General features: G+C 48.6%; 15 protein-coding genes. 6 read left to right on the top strand and 9 right to left on the bottom strand.

Features of this window, described 5'->3' with window-relative positions:
• Nucleotides 1–37 precede the first annotated feature (37 nt).
• Both ACLBLI_RS06175 and ACLBLI_RS06170 read right to left on the bottom strand, forming a co-directional pair.
• A complete protein-coding gene (locus ACLBLI_RS06175) occupies nt 38–2647 on the bottom strand; it encodes a TonB-dependent receptor domain-containing protein (protein WP_414830246.1) in 2610 nt (869 codons plus the stop codon).
• A 543-nt stretch (nt 2648–3190) separates the two neighbouring features.
• A complete protein-coding gene (locus ACLBLI_RS06170) occupies nt 3191–3541 on the bottom strand; it encodes a Grx4 family monothiol glutaredoxin (protein WP_414830245.1) in 351 nt (116 codons plus the stop codon).
• 646 nt (nt 3542–4187) lie between these two features.
• Between ACLBLI_RS06170 and sodB the strand changes: the two genes are divergently transcribed.
• The 4 genes from sodB to ACLBLI_RS06150 all read left to right on the top strand — a co-directional run bounded on the left by sodB (nt 4188) and on the right by ACLBLI_RS06150 (nt 9876).
• Nucleotides 4188–4769, top strand: coding sequence for a superoxide dismutase [Fe] (gene sodB / locus ACLBLI_RS06165; RefSeq protein ID WP_218311721.1), 582 nt, complete (start codon nt 4188–4190; stop codon nt 4767–4769).
• A gap of 343 nt (nt 4770–5112) precedes the next feature.
• Nucleotides 5113–7035 carry a PrkA family serine protein kinase gene (locus ACLBLI_RS06160; RefSeq protein WP_414830244.1) on the top strand — a complete coding sequence of 641 codons (1923 nt, stop codon included), beginning with the start codon at nt 5113–5115 and terminating at the stop codon, nt 7033–7035.
• A gap of 29 nt (nt 7036–7064) precedes the next feature.
• On the top strand, nt 7065–8363 hold the full coding sequence (locus tag ACLBLI_RS06155) for a YeaH/YhbH family protein (RefSeq protein WP_414830243.1): 1299 nt from the start codon (nt 7065–7067) through the stop codon (nt 8361–8363).
• The gene (locus tag ACLBLI_RS06150) at nt 8353–9876 is read left to right on the top strand and encodes a SpoVR family protein (protein WP_414830242.1); all 1524 of its coding nucleotides are present in this window, start codon (nt 8353–8355) and stop codon (nt 9874–9876) included. Before ACLBLI_RS06155 ends, ACLBLI_RS06150 begins: the two co-directional genes overlap by 11 nt.
• Before the next feature lie 32 nt (nt 9877–9908).
• Here ACLBLI_RS06150 and ACLBLI_RS06145 read toward each other — a convergent pair whose 3' ends face one another.
• Entirely contained in the window at nt 9909–10877 is a 969-nt protein-coding gene (locus ACLBLI_RS06145) for a TolB family protein (protein ID WP_414830241.1), read from the bottom strand.
• A gap of 220 nt (nt 10878–11097) precedes the next feature.
• Between ACLBLI_RS06145 and ACLBLI_RS06140 the strand changes: the two genes are divergently transcribed.
• Nucleotides 11098–11409, top strand: a complete 312-nt coding sequence (locus ACLBLI_RS06140) for a DUF2845 domain-containing protein (protein ID WP_414830240.1) — start codon at nt 11098–11100, stop codon at nt 11407–11409.
• Nucleotides 11410–11499: 90 nt separating this feature from the next.
• Here the strand turns inward: ACLBLI_RS06140 and ACLBLI_RS06135 are convergent, their stop codons facing one another.
• From ACLBLI_RS06135 to prmB, 3 genes are read right to left on the bottom strand one after another with little or no spacing between them, the layout of a single operon-like run.
• Nucleotides 11500–12663: an MFS transporter gene (locus ACLBLI_RS06135; protein ID WP_414830239.1), complete on the bottom strand. Its 1164-nt coding sequence runs from the start codon at nt 12661–12663 to the stop codon at nt 11500–11502.
• Nucleotides 12664–12691: 28 nt separating this feature from the next.
• Complete coding sequence (gene aroC / locus ACLBLI_RS06130) at nt 12692–13798, bottom strand: chorismate synthase (protein ID WP_414830238.1); 1107 nt, start codon at nt 13796–13798, stop codon at nt 12692–12694.
• A gap of 9 nt (nt 13799–13807) precedes the next feature.
• Complete coding sequence (gene prmB / locus ACLBLI_RS06125; protein ID WP_414830237.1) at nt 13808–14743, bottom strand: 50S ribosomal protein L3 N(5)-glutamine methyltransferase; 936 nt, start codon at nt 14741–14743, stop codon at nt 13808–13810.
• 91 nt (nt 14744–14834) lie between these two features.
• Here prmB and smrB point away from each other — a divergent pair, with 91 nt between their 5' ends.
• The gene (gene smrB / locus ACLBLI_RS06120) at nt 14835–15446 is read left to right on the top strand and encodes an endonuclease SmrB (protein WP_414830236.1); all 612 of its coding nucleotides are present in this window, start codon (nt 14835–14837) and stop codon (nt 15444–15446) included.
• A gap of 19 nt (nt 15447–15465) precedes the next feature.
• Here the strand turns inward: smrB and ACLBLI_RS06115 are convergent, their stop codons facing one another.
• From ACLBLI_RS06115 to gshA, 3 genes are all read right to left on the bottom strand, one after another.
• On the bottom strand, nt 15466–15591 hold the full coding sequence (locus ACLBLI_RS06115) for a DUF3149 domain-containing protein (protein ID WP_414830235.1): 126 nt from the start codon (nt 15589–15591) through the stop codon (nt 15466–15468).
• A gap of 513 nt (nt 15592–16104) precedes the next feature.
• Entirely contained in the window at nt 16105–16743 is a 639-nt protein-coding gene (locus ACLBLI_RS06110; RefSeq protein WP_414830234.1) for a hypothetical protein, read from the bottom strand.
• A 68-nt stretch (nt 16744–16811) separates the two neighbouring features.
• Nucleotides 16812–18410, bottom strand: a complete 1599-nt coding sequence (gene gshA / locus ACLBLI_RS06105) for a glutamate--cysteine ligase (protein ID WP_414830233.1) — start codon at nt 18408–18410, stop codon at nt 16812–16814.
• Nucleotides 18411–18504: the final 94 nt, after the last annotated feature.

Here is an 18504-nt window from a genome sequence, read left to right as displayed (position 1 = left end):
GGGGGCGACCGCCCCCTTTACTTACTGGTTTCACAGGTTAGAAAGTATAAATACCCCGAACATAATAGAAACCACCGTTTATCCCAATGGGAGACGTAGTGGGATAAGCAGAACCAGCTATCTCGTTGTCATACATCACGTTGCGATCCGGATATTCATCCAGCGCATTTTTCGCACCTAACACAACCGTGAGTTCATCAGAGAAGTCATAACCCACTTCCAGATCCAGGGTGTACTCAGAGCCAACTTTCTCTATCGGTAAGCCAGAGTCCAGATGGTCTTCAAAGATACTGCCGTAATAATTCACCCGTGCCAGGAAGCGCCAGTCACCATTGGTATGGTTTGCAGTCGCACTGTAGCGCACAGCCGGTAAGTTATCTTCAAGCATGCGGATACGGAAGTCAGAGATATTTTCTGACGCCTGATCAACCGTGGTTTCGGTCCAGTTGTAGGCCAGCGAGAACTTGGTATCGCCGCCCAGCATTTCCATAGAGTAGTTGGCAACCACGTCCACGCCTTCTGTTGTCGTATCGAAGTCGTTGGTAAAGAAGCTGATTTCCGAGAAGCTGGAAGCATCACGAATGCCTTGCTCCAATAAGATAGCGATATCTTCCTGAGTCAGCGCGATACCAGACGCGGTACTGATACGATCAGTCAACTCGATGTTGTAGTAATCGATTGTCAGGAACAAGCCGTTGTCAAAGTCAGCAACCATACCAAAGGTAATACTTTCTGACTCTTCCGGTGTCAGCTGCTCACCGCCCTTAAGCTGTGAAACAGGATCGGTTGGAGGAAGCGTTGCACGGTCAATAAGGCGGCCATCAGTACCAAACGCAGTTGTCACGTTACGTACGTTACTTTGTCCCAGTGTCGGCGCTTTGAAGCCGGTCGAGAAGGCGCCACGGAAAGCAATACTTTCCATTGCCTGCCAGCGGAACGCAATTTTACCTTTGGTTGTATTACCAAAATCAGAAAAGTCCTCGTATCGCAATGCACCGGCCAGCATAAACGTTTCTGTGATGTAGGCCTCTACATCAAGATACAAGGCGATATTGTGGCGGGATACTTCGCCCTGGCTGTTAGCCGCAAGACCCGGGAAACCATTGGAACCAATACCAAAGCCTTGTGTGGCTAACGGACCAATTTCATAAGATGCCGGATCACCAGCGATGCTTTCATAGGTTTCGTGACGGTATTGGAAACCACCGGCAACAAACAGTGGCTCGTAAAGCCCTGCATCAAATGGCTTAGTTAAGCCAAAGTCGAAAGTTTGCTCAGACTGGATATATTTGCCCGGACTAAACTCAAACGGTGTATCCGGACCCAAAGACGGGTTAATAGTGTTGCTAATGGCAAAATCAACTTCGTTTTGCCCGAGGTTAACACTCACGTCATAAGACACTTCATTGTCAAACTCACCACGGGTTCCGAATACCAGTGACATATCCGTGATAGTGCCACCAAACTTAGGTGTAAAACCGCCGGGGAGAATTTCGTTAAACGCAAAGCAATCCGGATTATTTGCAACTTGATCGATATAACGCGGATTTTGTAACACGTTGTCGCCCACGCGTATATCCGTGGGGCAGTTTCCTGACATATCGCCGGTCAGGTCGCCGACCAGCAGAAGCTGATAACCTTCACCATCATCTATGACACCATCGCCATTGACGTCAGCCGCTTCAATGCCACCATCGTTAACGCCGCCACGGTTATGCGGGTTACGATAATAAAAGCCACCTTCAACCTCACGCTCAGCGTAGTTACCAAACATGTACGCTTCAGCATTGTCGTTCAGTTGCAATCCCAGGTTAGCAAACAGTTTTATGTCATCTTTAATTTCCGGGCTTCCCCAGATTTGCGCCGGGTCGGCAACAAATGTATTGCCAGCGGCAATCAGAGCAGCAGCATCATCGCGTTGTACACTTCGTGATGTTGGATCGGCGGTACGGTATTCTGCTGTCAGGTTAATAAATCCATCATCTGACAGTGGCATTCCCACGTTACCAGAGACCTGCATCATGTCGCCATCACCCTCGTAGTACGAGCCATAACGCGCTTCAACAGATCCCCCATCAGCGGCATCTTTGAGTACGAAGTTAACCACACCGGCAATCGCATCTGAACCGTATTGCGCCGCAGCGCCATCACGTAATACTTCAACCTGCTTGAGTGCCGCGGCTGGAATTACAGAAATATCTGGCCCTTGTGCACCATCTGACAGGCCGCCACCAAGGAAGGTGATGACCGCAGAGCGATGTCGACGCTTACCGTTTACCAGTACCAGAGTATGGTCCGATGCCATACCGCGCAGGTTAGCCGGACGTACCAGTGATGAGGCGTCATTAATAGGCTGGTCGTTGACGTTAAACGAAGGCACCACCGTTTGCATCATCGATACCATATCCGTCGAGCCCTGGCTCTTGAATTCTTCATCGGAGATAATGTCGATAGGTACCGCTGACTCCCCTACTGAACGCGGGGCGGCACGCGTTCCAACAACCGCAATCTGCTCATAATCATCAGGCGTTTCAGCGGCTTCTTCTTCCTGTGCGTAAACAGGCGTTACCGCCATAGCACTTAGCGCCGCCGATGCAGCGAGTACGGCGCGTACGTTTTTTGTCAGTAATGACAATGATGTTTTCATAATGGTTTCCCGGATGTGATTTCGGGTCTGAAATTCAGCAATAACAATTACTGATTCAGCCTGAAAAATGTCTTTATTATTTACCTTCAACACTGACTTTACTGCGAGCCAGAGTTACGATTTATAGACACTAAAACCCTTGAAAACAAACACTTTTCGACGATTTAAAAATATATTTTCAACACGTAGAGGATCGTGTTTTGTCACTTGTCTATAGACTATTCGGGAGCAATAAAATTTGCTTTTTATTTCTGCTTTCACGCCAGCTTGGACTACCAAGAAAACAGCGTAAACTCGCAGCGTGGTTTTGCAATGTAAAGTACGAAGTGGCACGCCGGAGACCACGTAATCGGCTTCCCAGCAATAAAAGACAGTGACTAGCTATCTACCTGGTGCGAGGGGAATGCGGTTTAACTGCACCTGTTCGACTCATCGTGTCACGACAGGAGCTCATGCGACTTACCGTCCAGACAAAAAAACCGGCCAGAGACCGGTTTAGCGTGTTTGACTCGGCGGCGTGGTGCGCCGACGGAAGCGTCGTGATTACTCTGCTTCTTTGTGTTTTGCCGCGGTTTCTTTAATCAACGGCTGAAGTTCATTTTGCTGGAACATGTCGATAATGATGTCACAGCCGCCAACCAGTTCACCCTCAACCCACAATTGAGGAAACGTTGGCCAGTTGGCATACTTTGGTAACTCTGCGCGAATATCCGGGTTTTGCAGAATATCGACATAGGCAAATTGCTCACCGCAAGACATCAGTGCCTGAACGGCTTGAGCGGAGAAACCACAGCTAGGCAGCTTTGGAGAACCCTTCATATAAAGAAGAATTGGATTCTCTTGAATTTGCTGCTTAATTTTATCAACAGTGGCTTGGCTTTCAGTATTGTCCATGGTTTCCTCTCGGCAACATAAATTTACCCGTATAAGTGGGCGTGATTTTTCACTTTTCAAGGTCAGCTATGATAGCACAGAGGATATTTTGAGGTGAATGGCTTAACGATATTGTCATCGGGCTTGCAGGAGGAAGGTGCGAATAAGCCTTTGGCCGCTCAGGCCCGCAGCTAAGTGACTAATCAAGGCGGTCTTTTGCAGACCCAACAGGGTAAGTCAAAAACGGCTAACGACGAGCAAGCGCTTGGCTGTAATCCCCTAAGGGCAAGCCCTGAAGCACATATTTGCGATGTTAGGTTTCTTGGCAAGGACAATTGCCATTCCGTGCGACCTTTGTGTTGCAATTGTATACCTCAGGACTTGTTGAGTGGCTATAGACTTATTCGCCTCTTCCCAAGCGCACCTTCGTTTTCCATAATGGAAGTGATCTGTTTGAGAGCTTGTGGGCTAACAAGTAAGTCAGAACAGGCATGATTCACAACCCGTTACAGCTTTCGCTGGCAAGACAAACTGAAAAATTCATAAATTTGTCATTGGGTTACCAAGATTTGTCCCAATATCCCAGTTAAGCTAAGACCGAATCCGGCGCAAGGCGAGCTTTTACCCTTCGTCGGAATGACAAATTAGAACCAACATGGAGATTCGTATGGCTTTTGAATTACCGGCATTACCTTATGAAAAAAATGCACTGGAACCTCATATTTCATCTGAGACGCTGGATTACCACTACGGTAAGCATCACGCGACTTACGTTACCAAGCTAAATGGCCTGGTCGAAGGTACAGACATGGAAAACAAGAGCCTTGAGGAGATCATCAAATCTTCAGAAGGCGGTGTTTTCAATAACGCAGCACAGGTTTGGAACCACACGTTCTACTGGCACTGCCTAAGCCCGAACGGCGGCGGTGAGCCAACTGGCGCACTGGCTGATGCTATTAAAGCCAAGTGGGGATCATTTGCTGATTTCCAGGCTGCATTTAATGACAAAGCAGTAAATAACTTTGGCTCAAGCTGGACGTGGTTAGTGAAAACAGCTGATGGTTCACTGGACATCGTGAATACCAGCAATGCACAGACGCCAATTTCAGAAGATGGCGTGACGCCGGTGCTGACGGTAGATCTGTGGGAACACGCGTATTACATTGATTACCGTAATGCACGTCCTAAGTATCTGGAAGGTTTCTGGGCACTGGTCAACTGGGATTTTGCCTCAGAAAATTTTGCATAATAAATTGCAATAGTTGAACGCCCGCGCCGATGCGGGCGTTTTTCCAGGTGCCGCCCAATCCCAATGCACTGAAGAGATTTAGCCATTCGCCCTCCCCGGTTGAAAAGCATCACCTCAAATAACGATATTATTTCCCAATACCTGTCTGCCCCACCATTCATATTTGTTACAAAAAAGTTAATCGACAGATAACGTAACTAGACGTATTTACTAGGAAAAAGTTCAATTTTTATTTAGACAAAATAGGGCGAGGTTATTCCAAAATACGTTATAAAATTCTAACGCTTTTCAGAATACCGACTAAGCTAGAAGAACGGGCATCCGTTTTTTTCTAGGGGTAATCATGGGTATTTTTGAACATTACCAGAATCGATACGAGGAGCGTAAGCAGGAAGAATTTACCATCCAGGAGTTTCTTGAAATCTGCAAGTCAGATCCTCTGGCATACGCAAACTCATCAGAAAGATTATTAAAGGCCATCGGCGAGCCGGAGATGGTAGATACGTCAAACGATCCAGCGCTAAGCCGAATTTTTTCCAACCGTGTCATCGCGCGCTACCCCGCTTTTAGCGAGTTTTATGGCATGGAGGAAGCCATAGAGCAAATAGTCTCTTACCTACGTCACGCCGCACAGGGTCTGGAAGAGAAAAAGCAAATTTTGTATCTGTTAGGCCCGGTCGGGGGGGGGAAATCGTCTCTGGCTGAACGCCTGAAAGAGCTTATGCAAAAAGTCCCGATTTACATGCTGAAAGACTCACCGGTTAACGACCATCCATTTTGTTTGTTTGATGTCAACGAAGATGGTCATTTGCTGGAAAAAGACTACGGCATTCCCAAGCGCTATCTGAAAACGATTATGTCACCTTGGGTACGAAAGCGACTTCATGAATACAATGGGGATATTACTAAGTTTCGTGTGGTTCGGGTCTACCCGTCAGTACTTGATCAGGTGGGCATTGCGAAAACAGAACCCGGAGATGAAAACAACCAGGATATTTCTTCTTTGGTTGGGAAAGTGGATATTCGCCGGCTTGAACAGTTTGCTCAGAACGATCCGGATGCTTATAGCTATTCGGGCTCGTTGTGCAAAGCCAATCAAGGACTGATGGAATTCGTTGAGATGTTCAAAGCCCCCATCAAGGTGCTGCATCCATTACTCACAGCTACTCAGGAGGGCAACTATAATCCCACTGAAGGGTTTTCTGCCCTACCCTTTGACGGGCTAATCCTGGCCCACTCTAATGAGTCAGAGTGGCAGACGTTCAGAAATAACAAAAATAATGAGGCATTTCTCGACCGTGTTTACATCGTCAAAGTGCCCTACTGTTTGCGTGTGCGCGAAGAAATTAATATTTACCGAAAACTTCTTGATAACAGTGAGCTAAACGGGGCCCCTTGTGCACCGGACACGTTGGAGTGTCTGGCGCAGTTCACCGTGTTATCGCGGCTCAAAGAACCGGAAAACTCCAGTATTTATTCGAAAATGCGGGTTTATGATGGTGAAAGCCTGAAAGACACCGATCCTAAAGCTAAGTCATATCAGGAATACCGCGACTATGCCGGGGTAGATGAAGGCATGGAAGGGCTTTCAACCCGCTTTGCCTTTAAAATTTTATCGCGGGTATTTAACTTTGATCACCAGGAAGTAGCTGCCAACCCGGTTCACCTTTTTTATGTACTGGAGCGTCAGATTGAGCGCGAGCAGTTCCCACAGGATACGGCTGATCGCTACCTGGAGTTTTTAAAAGGGTATCTGATACCGCGTTATGTCGAGTTCATCGGCAAAGAGATCCAAACCGCTTATCTGGAGTCCTATTCTGAGTATGGGCAAAACCTGTTCGATCGCTACGTAACTTATGCTGATTTCTGGATTCAGGATCAGGAATACCGCGACCCGGAAACCGGTCAGTTATTTGATCGCGAGTCATTAAACGCGGAACTGGAAAAAACCGAAAAGCCGGCAGGTATATCTAACCCTAAAGACTTCCGTAATGAGATAGTCAATTTCGTGCTGCGTGCTCGCGCTAACAACAGCGGTAAAAACCCGGCATGGACAAGCTATGAAAAACTGCGCACCGTCATCGAGAAGAAAATGTTTTCTAATACAGAAGATTTATTGCCAGTCATCTCATTTAACACCAAAGGCTCTACCGAAGATAAGAAAAAGCACGATGACTTTGTGAATCGCATGAAAGAAAAAGGCTATACACAGAAGCAAGTCAGATTACTCTGTGAATGGTATTTGCGTGTGCGTAAAGCATCGTAAGGAGGGTGTAGTAACTAAAGAAGGTGCTTATGGCGCATTTTATAGACAGAAGACTTAATAGTAAGGGCAAAAGCACCGTCAACCGTCAACGCTTTCTGAAACGCTACAAAAACCAGATTAAGCGTGCGGTCTCTGACGCTGTGGGCAAACGCTCTGTTACCGACCTGGAAACCGGAGAGGAAATCAGTATTCCTACCCGCGATATCTCTGAACCTGTTTTTCATACCGGAAAAGGGGGCAAACGCGATGTGGTGCATCCGGGGAACGACCAGTTTACTGCCGGCGACAGGATCAACCGCCCTCCTTCTGGGGGTGGGCAAGGTGCTGGTGAAGGCGACGCCAGTAACAGCGGGGAAGGCGAGGATGAATTCGTTTTTTCAATCAGTAAAGACGAGTACCTGGATTTGCTGTTTGACGATCTCGCCCTCCCTAACCTGAAAAAGAGCCAGTTTGACAAGGTCGTGCAATACGAAACCTATCGTGCGGGTTACCAGACTGATGGTGTTCCCAGCAACCTGGACATTGTGCGCTCATTGAAAGGGTCTGTGGCACGGCGTATTGCGCTTACGGGCGGCGATCGCAAAAAACTCCGGGAATTAGAGGAGGAACTTCAGGCTCTGAAAGAGGATAAACACGATAATACGTTGAAAATCATTGAGCTTGAGAAGGAGGTTGAACAGCTTAAAGCCAAAATAGCTAAAGTCCCGTTCATCGATACATTTGATTTACGCTTTAAAAACTACGACCGCAGGCCCGTTCCTACCAGCAAAGCCGTCATGTTTTGCCTGATGGATGTGTCCGGCTCGATGGATCAGGCCACCAAGGATATGGCAAAGCGTTTCTATATACTGCTTTATCTTTTCCTCACCCGCACCTACGAGAATGTTGAGGTAGTTTATATACGCCACCATACCCAGGCGAAAGAAGTCGACGAACATGAATTTTTCTACTCTCAGGAAACCGGCGGTACCATTGTTTCCAGTGCGCTAAAGTTAATGGATGAGATTATTCAGGAACGCTACACAGGCACAGACTGGAACATCTACGCTGCGCAGGCATCCGACGGCGACAACTGGGCTGATGATTCACCTCAGTGCCGCGATTTGCTGATGAAAAAGCTACTGCCGCTAACCCGCTACTTTGCTTATATCGAAATTACTGAGCGCCAGCATCAGAGTCTGTGGCGGGAATATCAGCAAGTTGAAGCTCTGGTCGACAATTTTGTGTGCAAACACATTCAACAGGTCAGCGACATTTACCCCGTATTCAGAGAGCTCTTTGCGCGTACCGAACAAAGATCCGCTTCAGGAGGTCAGTATGGCACCTAAACGCCAGACAAAGGCAACGCAGTTAAGTGATGGCCCCGACTGGACATTTGAGATGATCGAGCAATACGAAAAGGAGATTGACCGTATTGCTGCCAATTTTAAGCTCGACACCTACCCCAATCAGATTGAGGTGATCACCGCCGAGCAAATGATGGATGCTTACGCCAGTATTGGCATGCCGATTAACTATACGCACTGGTCATTTGGTAAGAAGTTCATTCAGACCGAACAACAATACCGGCGTGGCCAAATGGGCCTGGCCTACGAAATTGTCATCAACTCGAATCCGTGCATCGCTTACCTGATGGAAGAAAATACCATTACCATGCAGGCGCTGGTTATGGCGCATGCCTGCTACGGTCACAATTCTTTTTTCAAAGGGAACTACCTGTTCCAGACCTGGACCGATGCCGACTCGATTATCGACTATCTGGTTTTTGCCAAAAACTACATCGCTAAATGTGAGCGAAAGTACGGCTCAGAGGACGTTGAGAACGTACTGGACTCCTGTCATGCCCTTATGAACTATGGTGTGGACCGCTACAAACGTCCGCAAAAAGTGTCGCTTCAGGAAGAAAAGGCGCGCCAGAAGCAGCGCGAGAAATACCTGCAATCACAGGTCAATGAGTTGTGGCGCACGTTACCTGAAGCCAAGGCTTCCGGTAAACCACAGCGTCAGCGATTCCCTGCCGAGCCGCAGGAAAATCTGCTTTACTTTATAGAGAAAAATGCACCATTACTGGAGCCCTGGCAGCGCGAAGTGGTTCGTATTGTCAGAAAAGTATCTCAGTATTTTTATCCGCAAAAACAAACGCAGGTGATGAACGAAGGCTGGGCCTGTTTCTGGCATTATCATATTTTAAATCAGATGTATGATGAAGGACTGGTTACCGACCGCTTTATGATGGAGTTTCTGCACAGCCATAGCAGCGTGGTAATGCAACCCGAATATAACAGCCCTTATTACTCAGGCATTAACCCCTATGCCCTGGGCTTTAATATGTTCATGGATATTAAACGGGTGTGTCAGAACCCCACCGACGAAGACCGGCTTTTCCTTCCAGAGATTGCAGGCAAAGACTGGCTGGAAACGGTCCATTTTGCCATGCACAACTTTAAGGATGAAAGTTTCATCAGCCAGTTTCTGTCACCTAAACTGATCCGCGACTTTAAACTCTTTGCCGTTGAAGATGACAGCAGTAAATCGTTTGTAAGCGTCAGCGCTATTCATGATGAACAAGGGTATCTGAAGATCCGTGAAAAGTTATCTGCACAGTATAATCTGAGCAACCTTGAACCTAACATTCAGATATACAATGTTGATGTCAGAGGTGACCGCTCGCTTACGCTTCGGTATGTGCCGCAACACGGTATTCCGCTAGCCGACTCTAAAGATGAAGTCATGAAGCATCTGCACCGGCTGTGGAAGTTTGATGTCACATTAGAGCAGGTTTCTGATGAAGGAGAAGTAGAAATACTGAGCCAATGCAAACGGCCTCCAAGCGCGGCGTAAACGAACGCCGCAACAATCAGGCAACGTCGTAGTTATTCCTGACACACCACAGCAAGGTGAGAGCCGCTTTGTGACATATGCAGCCGGCTGCCGCCATTGGGGCAGTCGTTGCTGATATCCAGCCACTTTTCCCACCCGTTAACGGTATTCGCAAGCATGCTGTCTTCTACCTCGTTCTCATTGGAGGAGGAAGCTTCCGAGTCATAAATTTCTTCGGGTTTCCAGCGCCAGATAGCACTGCCTTTCACAATGATGGCTTCCCCGCGCGGTGTCCATGCCATGTAGCTGACGTTATCCGGTAACAGGGTTAGTACACTGGTAATGTTCAGCTCCGGATCCCAGCCCATCAATGTTGATGGCTGAGAATCCGGCGCTGGATTTTTGGTATAAGAAAACATGCCAGTACCGGGTATCGCCCACAAACTTGCTCCGATTTCCTGATCGATAATTACCGCACTGCTGCCTGGCGACAATCTCTGCAGGGTATGCGGCTTCTCGCTTTGTGCATCCCCTAACACAAACGCGAGCACCTCCTTCTCGTTTATCCATACGTGATATCCCACAGGCTCTGTCCGAAACAAACGCGCCTGTTTAGAACCGTCAAATGACAGTCCCCATAGCCATTGCTGCCCTTCGCTATCTACTAGGATCACCGATAACCCGTTCCCATCAAAACGTGGCGTTGGAGAGTACTCTGATGTGGGAGAGCGAGTCAGGTTAGAATGAAAGCCGCGAACAATGTCATAAACAAACGCGTCAGTTTGCTGCCCCTCATCCGCTATCATTGCCTGTGAGTAGTACAACTTGCTTCCATCCACTGAGAAATGTGGTTGATTGCTGTATTCGGCATTGTCGGTTAGTTTCGTCGCCTGAATAATTTTTGTGTGACCATTTTCATTCTCTAACGAAAACAACCACAAGTTTTCTTTCGCGGATTGTGCATACACGCCATGGCTTAAAAGCAAAAGCCATAGGGCAATGAAACCTGAAATTCGCATCATGGGTACTTCCCTGTTGTGTCGACGCTTTTGAACGCTTATTACCCTATCATTATATAACATCAATGTCCGTGTATTGCCCCGTCCAGGTATTACAAAATTCGCCGATATGGCGAGTTTATTCCGGACGCGTTTTGGGAAGGCTTCGGGGTCGGCCCGATGACTCGAATAAAATACTTATATCAGCTAGAGTTATTACATAAGGCCAACACTGAGAATGCCAATGTCTCCGAATACTAAAATTCCATTCACACATCTTGTAATGATGCTGTTTTTCCTGCTTTTCAGCCACCAGAGTCTGGCCGATGGATTTCGCTGTAAAAACAAGCTGGTGATGCCTGGAGATACAACCGGTGAAGTCAGAAGAAAATGTGGCGCTCCGCTCGATGAGCTTTCCCTTGGGCAAGTGGAAGTGAACGGCAAGCGCGTCAACATGATGCGCTGGACTTATGACTTAGGCAATGGCCGCTTTTTACGCCTGCTGGAGTTTCACAACGGCAAGTTGATCAGTATTGAAGATGGCCCGCGCAGCTGAGAAATAGATGAAGGCAGCACCTACAGGATAAGCGTTGTCACCGTAACGTCATTTAAGGTGTTATGGCAGGCTTATATGCTTGGGTGCGATTTACACGTTCATCCGTTTTTTGGAACACAGCAGCAGAACAAGGGCTGCTCCCAATGCGGTAATAGCTGAAAAGCCGAACGTATTAAACGCGTTCGTGCCCTGATCCCACATTTGCCCGGCCAGATAGTTACCCAGCGCGCCGCCCATCCCGAACGCAATACTGATATAAATGGCCTGACCACGGCTGTGAAAAGACTGCGGAAAGAAATGATGGATAAAGTGAACAGAGGTAGCGTGGGTCAGACCGAAGCTTAATGCGTGAATAAGCTGCGTCAGCATCACAACCCAGCCGCTGTGTGCAAAGTCAGCCAGTGCATACCAGCGCACGGCGGTTAACACCATACATGCCATCAGCAGCCCCCACACGCCAACCCGGCTAATCAGCTTGCCGGCAATCAGGAAAATACCAATCTCGGCTAATACACCTAATGCAATCAGCAATCCGGTTTGTTGCCCGGAATAGCCCAGATCGCGCATGTAAAGTGCGAAGAAGCCGTAGTACGCGCCAAAGCTGATTTGCAATAACGACGCAGAGACCAAAAATACAATAAACGGGCGTTGCTTAACAAACTGCCACAGATTGCCACTTTGTTCTGTGGCGGTGGTTTTTATGGCCGGCTGACGCAGCAGCAGTGAACTGAAAAACAATAGCGTTAATACACCGATACTGGCGTAAACCGGCGCATCGGTAGTGAAGTGATCGAGCGCTTTACCCAGCGCAACGGTCAGCACAATGAAGCCAATGCTACCCCACAGCCGGATTTGCCCGTAACCTATCCGGGTTTCTGCTACCGACTGCATGGTGATCACTTCAAGCTGAGGCAATACCGCAGTCCAGAACATCATCATCAGTCCAAATGACAGGGTTAACCCCCAGAAGCCGTTGAACAGAAATACACTGGAAAATGAGATAACGGTAAGAAAACAGCCCAGCCGGAGTACTGACAGGCTCTTGCCGGTTTTATCGGCGATACTGGCCCACAAAGAAGGGCCAATGATGCGTGCCAGCGTAATAACCGCAAAAAGCTCGCCGATTTCAGCCGATGAGAAGCCGCGGCCATCCAGGAAGATACCGAGGTAAGGCACCAATACACCTAACTGACCAAAGTAAAGCCAGTAGGTAATTGCCAGTAAAATTAACTGCGCGCGTGGGGAGACGTTCAACCGTCATCCCCAGAGTAGTCTCTCACTGTCAGCGTGAGCCCGTGCTGCCAGGTATCACTGGCGTTTTAGAGTGCGCGGTCGCATTCTGCGCGCGATGGCGCAGACAGTGATCCATCAATACGATTGCCAGCATTGCCTCGGCAATTGGAACCGCTCTGATGCCTACGCAAGGATCATGGCGACCTTTGGTGACAATTTCTATTTCGTTGCCGTCTTTGTCGATAGTCTTGCCGGGCACAGAAATACTTGAAGTCGGCTTCAGCGCCATATGCACAATGAGGTCCTGACCACTGGAGATGCCACCAAGAACCCCACCTGCGTGGTTACTGGTAAAGCCATCTGGCGTGAGTGTATCTCTGTGCTCACTGCCCTTTTGTTCTACCACATCAAAACCGTCGCCAATCTCAACGCCTTTTACCGCATTGATGCCCATCATCGCGCTGGCGATATCTGCATCCAGTCTGTCGAACACTGGTTCGCCCAGCCCTACCGGCATATTTTCCGCCACAACCGACACTTTCGCGCCAATACTGTCACCGGATTTTTTCAGGTCACGCATGTATTCATCCAGCGCATCCAGTTTTGAAGGGTCCGGGCAGAAAAACGGGTTGGTATTCGTCACGCTGTGGTCCACAATTTCCGCTTTAATCGGGCCTAACTGTGACAGGTAACCTTTTATCTCAATGCCAAACTCGTCTTTGAGAAACTTCTTGGCAATACCGCCAGCCGCCACGCGGATAGCCGTCTCGCGCGCTGAAGAACGCCCGCCACCTCGATAGTCCCGGGTACCGTACTTTTGTTCATAGGTATAATCGGCATGGCCTGGGCGAAAACGGTCGGCAATATTGGAATAGTCCTGACTGCGCTGGTCTTTGTTTTTAATCAGCAAACCAATGCTGGTGCCGGTGGTTTTACCTTCAAACACACCCGACAGGATCTGCACTTCATCATCTTCGCGACGCGCGGTAGTGTAGCGGGAAGTTCCCGGCTTGCGTCGATCCAGGTCTCCCTGTAAGTCCGCTTCTGATAACGTTAGTCCCGGTGGGCATCCATCTACCACGCCACCAATAGCAATTCCATGACTCTCACCAAACGTGGTGACAGTAAACATTTTTCCGAAGCTGTTACCTGCCATAGTTCTCTGTTAATCCTCGCGCGTAAAGTAGTCTGTTAACGCTGTTTTCGAGACAGCGAAGATCCCCTGCCCACCAAACTCAAAATTGATCCATTCTATCTGCAAACCAGGAAACCGGTTTTCCATATGCACTTCACTGTTGCCGACTTCGACAAACATCCAGCCGCCGTCGTTTAAGAAAGCCGGTGCCTGTTCCAGCATCGTTGCCACCAAATCCAGTCCATCATCGCCCGCTGCCAACGCAAGCTCAGGCTCGTGATGATACTCCTCAGGCAAATCAGCCATGTCTTCGGCGTCAACATACGGCGGGTTTGTCACGATGAGATCGTACGACTGCCCGTTCAGCTGCGTGAACAAATCTGAGTGAATGGGGTAAACGCGGTGCTCCAGCTGGTGTTCCTGAATGTTGATATCCGCTACTTCCAGCGCATCGGTGCTGATATCCACCGCGTCAACAGTAGCCTCATCGAAAGCGTAAGCCAGCGCGATGGCAATACAACCACCGCCAGTACACATATCCAGAATAGTGGATGGCGCTGTGGTAACGTGCGGCTGAAACTGTTTTTTGATCAGTTCAGCAAACGGCGAACGTGGTATCAATACCCGCTCGTCAACATAAAAAGGCAAATCACAGAACCAGGCTTCATGCGTCAGATAGGGTAAAGGCATGCGGGTTTGCACGCGCTTAAGCACCAGCTCAGCCACTTTTTCCCGCTCACTTTTGGTTAGCCTGGCATGGAAGAGCGCCTCTCCCGTCTGCTTGGTCATAGTATGGGGAAGGTGTAATGCCTGAAATACCAGACTTACCGCTTCATCCCAGGCGTTATCGGTACCGTGTCCGAAATATAATGCCGCATCGTTAAACCGGCTGGTCGCCCACCGGACCATGTCCAGCAGGGTATGAAGATCATCAATGGCTTCTTCAAGGTAGAATTTGTCGGTCATTCGCGCTCTGGTACATCCGCTTTATCAAAGCTGTTATCATACCCAAAGATACTTTGCTCGCCCATGCCTAATTTGACGATATCCGGCCTAAATGAAAGATCAGTTAAAGAAAGCGAAAATAAGACTTCACAAAACGCCTGTTGTCGACAGTTCTGTCAGTGAAGAGCCTGCAGAAGAAACGCTCTTCCGGGATGCCATGCGTGGCGTTAAAAAACTCGCGCAGGACCAGATAAATCCGGAACGCCGACGCGCGGCACAACGTCAGTTTAAGCGAAGTACAGATAAACACTCAGCGCAATCCCGCCAGGTTGCAGCCGGGTTTACTTTTTCTGATATGTACGAGGCAAGACTGCCTGATGAAGGCCCGGTAAGATATTGTCGCGAAGGGGAAGCGACCCACACGCTTAAGCGGTTACGACGTGGCGACTTTTACCCTGAACTGGTGTTGGATTTACACGGCTTAACCAAAGAGCTGGCCAAGGCAGAGCTGGCGGCGCTACTCAATGCGGCGCGCAAAGAGCATATCGATTGTGTCAGCGTGATGCACGGCATCGGGCAAGGCATTCTCAAACGTGCCCTGCCACATTACCTAATTCAGCATCCCCATGTCCGCGCTTTCCACCAGGCACCACTGGAATACGGCGGTAAGGCTGCACTGCTGGTGCTTATCGATATCGACGAGACGGCCTCGTCCAAACGGTAGCTTTATTTGATTTGCAGACTTACTTGTCTTGATCCGCGCTGTTGTGCATAAACAGATACGTGTAGTAGGCCATCATCAACACGATGATAAAAATACCTAACAGTGAACCCCAAACAACCGGATCTTTTAACATTGTCATGAACATAGCGGCTCTCCTCATGTGTCTTATTCGCTATGTAATGAGTGTCTGACAATTCCGCTATCCATTTACTGATCCAGGTCAAATGGCCAGTATTGATGGACTGGTAAACATGATCTGGATCAAGCATGACTGACACTGTAAAGAATGCGCGGGGGATTACTGGGACGAGGCCTGTAAAAACGATGAGACATTGACGGTTTACCCGGACACCAAAATAGTTATTGCAAATCATTATCATTTACAATAATGTAGATCCTGCCTGTTCGACGTTGGGTTTTAAACGGTCTTGGCTTAACGTCGCTGAAGGGCAGGTTCTCACACCTGCCCTTCTATTTTTCTTCATTCAGCCAGCATGTCACCCAGAGTACGCATTCTGCATCCTGCGGCAGCGAGGCGCTGTAACGCAACGAGGAGGCCGCAGCCTCCTTGATTACTATTCATAGTAGAATTATTTCGGTTTGGGTGGCGATGCCAGCATGACCGCCAGACAGCGATGCTGCTTCCTGCAAAGCGGGTTCAGGTAAACAACTTCATAAACCAGCCTTTCTGTAAATCTTCTTCGCAGGTTTTGAGCTGTGTAGCATAGCTTAGCGAGCGGGCTTTAACTCTCGCTGCCACTTTCTTTAGCCAGGGTTTGGCATCGTATGATTTTCGCCGGTAACCGCCCCAGCCTTCGTGATAATTCAGATACTGAGCATACGCATCCCATTTCGATACGCCATTTACCTTTTGTGATTTGTAGATAAACCACCCCATAAAATCAATCGCGTCTTCAAAGTCTTCGCGGTCAGCCCAGCTGTTACCGGTTTCGCGCACGTAATCTGCCCAGGTGGGTGTTTTTGCCTGCGAATAGCCGTATGCTGAACTTACTCGCCCCCACGGAATTAAACCAAAGAAAACGTAATCACGGGGAGGGAGTGCATCGTGACGGAAAGAACTTTCCTGATACATCATCGCCATCGGGACGTGAATAGGTGCGCCCCATTTATCACGCGCCGCCGCAGCAGCATCATACCAGTCATCTTTTTCATAGAAGATTTCACAGATATTGCTGCTGTCTTTAGGCGGCGTCGTGGCGCATCCAGCCAGGATAACTGGTACGAGGACTATCAAACCTGAAAAAAAAATGCACAGATGTTTGAACTTTTCGATCATACCGTGTCCAACTAAGTGTTCTAGTAAAATGTGTGTTTCCCTGGAACCCTTCTAATGCCTGACCTTTGTCAGGCATTTTTTTTAGCTGGAGGCTCGCTGAAGTAGTCCCGGATAAACGTATCAAAATCTTTATCGTCGGCTTCTTCAACGGCTTTTTGCGCGTCCAGCGATGCAGCGGCCAGCGTGCGAAACGACTCTTCGTTCTGATAGGTATATTGCCATTGGCTAATTGCTGCCTGATAGTCACTGGCCAGCTTTATACCCATCGCACCATTATCTTCGTTGTTTTTTGTCAACTGTTCAATAATCTGACCGGACAATGTCTTCGCCGGATTATCTATTTTTTCCCATTCAACCTTAACCGCAGCTGAATAGCGCGTTGTCTCATTCGCTGAATCCAGAACACTGGCCACTTCAGTAAATTTCGCAAACAACTCATCAGCCCAAGACTGCATAGTAACATCACTGCCATCTCTACGCAGCATCACGCCAGGCTTGCGCCCCTCAAGTACCATACGCGTCATATTAAAATTCGCTTCTTCAAGCCCTTCCGGCGTCATTTCCTTGCTGGGCATCAGCAGGCAGGTGAGCAAAAACACGTCAAGAAAAGCGAACTGCCCGGCGTCAATTCCGACTTCAGAAAACGGGTTCACGTCCAGCGCGCGCACTTCGATGTAGCTGATGCCACGACGAACCAGCGCATCAGTCGGCTTTTCCATAGATGCAGTAGGTTGCTTAGGCCGTATCGGCGAATAGAGCTCATTTTCGATTTGCAGAATGTTACGGCTCAGTTGTTGGTACTGGCCTTCTTCTCCGGCAGCAAATCTTTCAAAACGCGTAGACGGCGTTTCCATTGCACCGCGTAATAAACGTACGTAATTATCCAGCTTGTTATAGCAAATTTGCAGAGCCGACTGCTCGGCATTGGTATAGCCAAGATCACTCATACGCAGTGATGTTGCATACGGCAGGTAGTACGTGCCCTTGCCCGCTTTTTCAAACGGTAAGTTATGCGGTTTACCTTTCAAGAACGATCCGCACAGTGCAGGCGAGGCGCCATACAGGTACGGGATTAACCAACACAGCCGGCGGTAATTACGGATCATTGAAAAATAATCTGCAGATACCTGTTCTTTTCCAAAAGTCGTTCCATGTAATGTCGACCAGGCTTGCCAGAACGTGTCAGGAAGTGAAAAGTTGAAGTGTACGCCTGCGATAGCCTGCATCATGCTGCCATAGCGGTTTTTCAGCCCCATGCGATAAACGCGTTTCATTTTACCTACATTGGATTCACCAAAATAGGCGATTGGGATCTGATCTTCATCTTCAATAAAGCAGGGCATACTCATCGGCCAGAGCATTTCATCGCCGATGTGGCTCAACACAAACTTATGAATGTCGTGAAGCTGGCCCATCGTTGTATCAATGCTGGTCTCTGGCGGGGTAATAAACTCAAGCAGCGATTCGGAAAAGTCTGTGGTGATAGAATCGTGGGTCAGTGCTGAACCCAGTGCCTGTGGGTGCGGCGTCGTTGCCAGACTACCGTCCTTGTTAATACGCAGTGCCTCACGCTCGACACCACGCCGGATGCCAGTGAGGGCTTGCTGAAAATCGTCTTGGGACAATGCCTTAAGGCGTTCGCTGAAAGAGTATTCAGGTATGGTCAATGTATCAGTCCATGTCGTCGTTTTTCCCCGGTTATGGGGAAACTACTAGAGTAATTCAAGCCGTGGGCGTAAATTCAGCCAGAAAACGCCACGG

The organism is Alteromonas sp. H39 (genome assembly GCF_047556435.1).
Classification (GTDB): Bacteria; Pseudomonadota; Gammaproteobacteria; order Enterobacterales; family Alteromonadaceae; genus Alteromonas.
The sequence above is the reverse complement of the archived record's forward strand: the minus strand, read 5'-3'. Positions and strand labels throughout refer to the sequence as shown.